General features: G+C 63.0%; 7 protein-coding genes. 5 read left to right on the forward strand and 2 right to left on the reverse strand.

What is annotated here, in order from left to right; all coding sequences use genetic code 11:
- From EOA29_RS26655 to EOA29_RS26665, 3 genes are all read left to right on the forward strand, one after another.
- On the forward strand, positions 1–888 hold an 888-nt coding region (locus tag EOA29_RS26655; protein WP_145969811.1), incomplete at its 5' end, for a multicopper oxidase family protein.
- The gene (locus EOA29_RS26660; RefSeq protein WP_126094765.1) at positions 885–1,448 is read left to right on the forward strand and encodes a cytochrome c; all 564 of its coding nucleotides are present in this window, start codon (positions 885–887) and stop codon (positions 1,446–1,448) included. The genes EOA29_RS26655 and EOA29_RS26660, both read left to right, overlap by 4 nt.
- Positions 1,449–1,573: 125 nt before the next feature.
- Positions 1,574–1,987, forward strand: a complete 414-nt coding sequence (locus tag EOA29_RS26665; protein ID WP_245464732.1) for a hypothetical protein — start codon at positions 1,574–1,576, stop codon at positions 1,985–1,987.
- A gap of 157 nt (positions 1,988–2,144) precedes the next feature.
- Here EOA29_RS26665 and EOA29_RS26670 read toward each other — a convergent pair whose 3' ends face one another.
- A complete protein-coding gene (locus EOA29_RS26670; RefSeq protein ID WP_126094767.1) occupies positions 2,145–2,627 on the reverse strand; it encodes a DUF2127 domain-containing protein in 483 nt (160 codons plus the stop codon).
- A 38-nt stretch (positions 2,628–2,665) separates the two neighbouring features.
- Between EOA29_RS26670 and EOA29_RS26675 the strand changes: the two genes are divergently transcribed.
- The gene (locus tag EOA29_RS26675) at positions 2,666–3,208 is read left to right on the forward strand and encodes a phosphatase PAP2 family protein (protein WP_126094768.1); all 543 of its coding nucleotides are present in this window, start codon (positions 2,666–2,668) and stop codon (positions 3,206–3,208) included.
- Here EOA29_RS26675 and EOA29_RS26680 read toward each other — a convergent pair.
- Positions 3,205–3,642 carry a YqaA family protein gene (locus tag EOA29_RS26680; protein ID WP_126094769.1) on the reverse strand — a complete coding sequence of 146 codons (438 nt, stop codon included), beginning with the start codon at positions 3,640–3,642 and terminating at the stop codon, positions 3,205–3,207. The genes EOA29_RS26675 and EOA29_RS26680 overlap by 4 nt on opposite strands.
- 269 nt (positions 3,643–3,911) lie before the next feature.
- Here EOA29_RS26680 and EOA29_RS26685 point away from each other — a divergent pair, with 269 nt between their 5' ends.
- Complete coding sequence (locus EOA29_RS26685) at positions 3,912–4,145, forward strand: hypothetical protein (RefSeq protein WP_126094770.1); 234 nt, start codon at positions 3,912–3,914, stop codon at positions 4,143–4,145.
- Positions 4,146–4,369 lie beyond the last annotated feature (224 nt).

The raw sequence follows: 4,369 nt of genomic DNA on the forward strand, positions 1-4,369 counted from the left end.
GTGCTTATGTTCACCGACCTTCGCCTGGCCGCCGACGGCTCGATGCCCGACAGCACCATGGCCGACCAGATGAACGGCCGCGTCGGCGACCATGTGCTGGTCAACGGCCAGAAGAACCCGCGACTCGCCGTGGCGATGGGCGCGAAGCGGCGCCTGCGGCTCTACAACGCCACCAATGCGCGCTTCCTGAGGCTTGCCTTCGACGGCGCGGCGATGACGATCATCGGCACAGACGGCGGCCTGCTGGAGAAGCCGGTTGCAGCCAACGAGATCATGCTCAGCCCGGCCGAGCGCGTCGAATTGGTCGTCGCCTTCGACAGGCCGGGCGCCGCAACGCTCACCACGCTTGACTACGACCGCGGCTGGATGGGCGCCGGCCGGCCGGCGGACGCCGGGCTGACGCTGCTCACCGCCGACGTAGCGGAAACGCCGGGAGAAGCGATGCCGCCGCTGCCCGAGCGGCTCAGGCCAATCGCGCCGCTTGGGCAGCCCGCGGTCAGCCGCCGTCTCGTCTTCACCGAGACCATGGCGATGAACGCCACTAGCATGGAGATGGGCTTCCTGATCAACGGCAAGGCCTTCGATATGGAGCGCGTCGACATCGTCGCCCGGGCCGGCGAGACCGAGCTCTGGGAAATCGTCAACCAGGCCGACATGGACCATCCGTTCCACCTCCATGGCACGCAGTTCCAGGTGGTCGAGCACGAGCGCGACGGCAAGGTCTCGAAGCCGCCCTATCGGGCATGGAAGGACACCGTCAACGTGGCGCGCGGCGAGACGGTGCGGCTCTTGTTGCGCCAGGAGCGGCCAGGCGCGCGCATGTATCACTGCCACATCCTCGAGCATGAGCAGCTCGGCATGATGGGCATTGTCGACGTGCAGGCATGAGGTTCCGCGTCGTCCTTGGGGCGGCGATGCTTGCGCTCGCCGGCCCGCTGATCTTTGCCCCGTCGCTGGCAGCCGGTCCGGGCGATCCCATCGTCAAGGCGCGCCAGGGCTCGATGAAGGAGATGGCGGCGGCAGCCAAGGCCATCGTGGAGATGTTCGACGGCAGGCGCGCCTATGAGCCGGCAGCTTTCAGGGCGGCGGCGGGCACGCTCAGCGCCCGCGCCGGCCCTGCCCTGATCGCCGAATTCCCCGCCGGCTCGCTGGGCGCGCCGTCAAGCGCCAAACCGGAGATCGACCAGGCCAGGCCGGAGTTCGAGGCGCTCGCCCGCCATATCGGCCGGCTCGCCGACGCGCTTGACGCCAAGGCCGAGAAAGCGCCGGCCGAGATCACCGCCGACATGCGGATGGCCGGCCCGCCGATGGATGGCGGCAGCCTGCTCGGCAAGCGCCCGGGCGCGGCGCAAGCAGATCCCGCCGGAATGCCGGCCGAGCATATCCTGCACCTCATCCTGCAGGACTGTTCGAGCTGCCATTCGAAATTCCGGCAAAAGACGGAGTGAAAAAACTGCCCTGAGCAGTCCGGTCAAGCAAGCACTCTTCTGCACAATAAAATCAGCTTGTGCTAATATATAGCACGCCATGCTCATCCGTGCATGACAGGTTTAGGGAGGATGCGATGAAAACGATGAATCGCAGATCTGCAATTGCTCTCGGCGTGACGGCTGCCGCAGTGGCGCCCCTGTTCACGACGGCGGCATTCGCGAAAGCGAAGAAATACGGTCCGAAGGAAGGCAAGGAAATAGCGCCCGGCGTCAGGATGATCGAAGTCGGCACCGGCAATTCCGACATTCCCGCCTATAAGAGTATCGCAATTGTCGACGTGGTGTTCCAGCCCGGGGCGCACGCACCTCAAAGCGTGATGCCTAACGACATGGTGTGCACGATTACTTCCGGCGCATTCACCATCAAGAAGGTAGACAAGGAGTTCAAGCTCAAGGTCGGCGACGTGTACACCTGCTCCAAGGGCAAGACCGACGAGGCGACGAACACAAGCAAGGAGGTCGGCGTCCATCGCATCGCCATGCTGATCCCCGCGTAAAAGAAGGAGCGGTGCGGCGTCCGGGTCGGATCACCGAACCGCACCAATCATTTTTCGCGCAATTCCGGACGGACAACCTTGGTGACCTGCCAAGACTGGCCCGGAGGGCGACGTCATGGCTCGTAAGGCCTGTGGAGTCGGCTGCGCCTCGGCGCGCTCAGCCGGCCATGTGACGGCGCACCGCCTGCCACTCCTGCCAGATCAGCCACATGACGATCGCATCGAAGACGGTCAGCACAAGCAGGCCTGGCGAGTGCATGTAGGAATAGCGATAGACCTGGTAGACCATGAAGGCGCCGAGCGCGGCGAGCGAGGCCGGGTAGGACCATAGCTTGCCGCGCAGCAGGCCGATGACCAGAAGCAGCTTAATCAGGCCGTGGCTGAGCAGGTAGAAAGCGTAGAACTGTTTGCTCGCGACGGAGAACTGGCTTGCCATCTGCGACAGATAGCCAGCTATGAAATCGTTCGGGTCTTCGATCAACTCTTCCTGGGTGAGGGCATTGACCCACGAGGCGATGGTGTCGGTGGTGACGACATAGAGCAGGATGCCGCCGATGCATTCGATCAGCGCATGCGCGCCCTTCAACCACACGCCGATTTCGAAAAGCTGATGAATGCGACGCTCATCGACCGGCTTCAAGACCCAGCCCTCACAACAACCCAAGGAAATCAGATCGCATGGATGCAGCCTTAACCCACTGGATCAATGCCGCAGCCGGCATCAACCCGCTCCTTGATAGGACAATGATCGCGATCTCACAAATCGGCGTGCCGCTGATGGTGATCGCGGTCGCCCTGCAATGGTGGTCGAGGACCGATCGTGCCCATGTGCGCCATGCCTGCCTTTCCGCCGGCCTCTCCTTCCTGCTCGGGCTGGCTCTCAACCAGGCAATCCTGCTGTTCGTCCACCGGATCAGGCCCTACGACGCCGGCGTCACGCATCTGTTGATCGCGCCCAGCGCCGATTGGTCGTTCCCGTCCGACCACGCGACCGCCAGCATGGCCATCGTTGCCGCCTTCGCCATGCAGGCGCTGCCGCGCCGCACTCTTGCCTTCTTCATCATGGCGCTGCTGATTTGCTGGTCGCGGCTGCACATCGGCATCCATTATGCCGGCGACATCGTCGGCGGTGCTGCTACCGGGGCCGCCGCCGCCCTGGCGGTGCGGCTTGGATATCGCGAAAATTCGCGGCTGGATGCCTTCGCCACGAGTATCCTTTAGAGGCCGAGCGTAGCGGCCGCCAGCGCCAGGTATCGGCCAGCCTTGGCGATGGTGACGATGGCGAGAAAGCTCCATAGGGGCTCGCGCAATACGCCGGCCATCACCGTCAGCGGATCGCCGATAACCGGAGCCCAGCTCAGCAGCAGGCTCCATCTTCCGTAACGGTGGTAGCGCGCCGCCGCGCGGTCGAGTGCGGCAGGCTTTGCTGGGAACCATTTGCGGTCGCGGAATCTATCGATACCGCAGCCCAGTAGCCAGTTGACCGCCGAGCCCAGCACATTTCCGATCGTCGCGACCAGAACCAGCGCGGCCGGCGAATGGGTCCCGGCCAAGAGCAGGCCGACCAGCACCGCTTCCGACTGCAGCGGCAGGATGGTCGCGGCGACGAAGGCGGCTAGGAAGAGTCCGCCGAAGGCGGCAAGGTCACCAAGCATTGCGGCCCGTCAATTCGCCCTTTGGTCATTTCGGATACCGATCATCGACGACTTGGGTCTTAGAGGCCAGCGCCTCACCGCGATTTTGAGCGGCGAGCATCACAAAAGTGACGTTCTGGCCACGCTATATGCTAAAGCGCGTCGCGTCGAAACGGATTCGAGCGACGCGCTTTAAATCTTTGTTTTTATGCATGTCGTTTTCCCAAAACCGCTACACACGTTTGGGCGACATGCATTAGGCTCATGCAGCCAGGACAGGGTTCATTGTTATGGATGCGAGCGAACTGCAGGCCATAGGCGATACGCTGATGCGCCTCGTCACCCCCGACATGACACCGAAGGACCTGGTCAAAGCCGTCCGCAAGGTGCATCCCGGCGCCAAGAAGAAGGACATCGCCCGCGCCGCCTTCCACGCCATCATCGCCAATGCCGACCAGGACCTCGGCAAATCGAGGAACCTGCAGGCCTTTGCGCTTGCCGAACGCACCCGTCAGGCGGAATAGCGACTACCGGCGATAGCTACAAATCGCACGATCGAATTGTGAGAAAATTAATTAGCTATTTCTAATATTATGGGTCACCCGGCAACAAATCGCGGTGACGGACCCCATGACAAAGAACCTCGGCAACGCCAAGCCCAATGCTCCAGCGAGAGAGGTAAAACCTTCGCCGCTCGGCAGGATCGCGCCAGCGCTATTCCCGCTGATCGTCGTGGCGGTCGGCTCTC

This window comes from Mesorhizobium sp. M1E.F.Ca.ET.063.01.1.1, assembly GCF_003998155.1.
GTDB lineage: Bacteria > Pseudomonadota > Alphaproteobacteria > Rhizobiales > Rhizobiaceae > Mesorhizobium.

Excerpts from the sequence above, each read along its gene's own strand:
- EOA29_RS26660 (WP_126094765.1), top strand. The coding sequence starts at position 885 with ATGAGGTTCCGCGTCGTCCTTGGGGCGGCGATGCTTGCGCTCGCCGGC.
- EOA29_RS26665 (WP_245464732.1), top strand. The coding sequence starts at position 1,574 with ATGAATCGCAGATCTGCAATTGCTCTCGGCGTGACGGCTGCCGCAGTG.
- EOA29_RS26675 (WP_126094768.1), top strand. The coding sequence starts at position 2,666 with ATGGATGCAGCCTTAACCCACTGGATCAATGCCGCAGCCGGCATCAAC.
- EOA29_RS26680 (WP_126094769.1), bottom strand. The coding sequence starts at position 3,642 with ATGCTTGGTGACCTTGCCGCCTTCGGCGGACTCTTCCTAGCCGCCTTC.
- EOA29_RS26685 (WP_126094770.1), top strand. The coding sequence starts at position 3,912 with ATGGATGCGAGCGAACTGCAGGCCATAGGCGATACGCTGATGCGCCTC.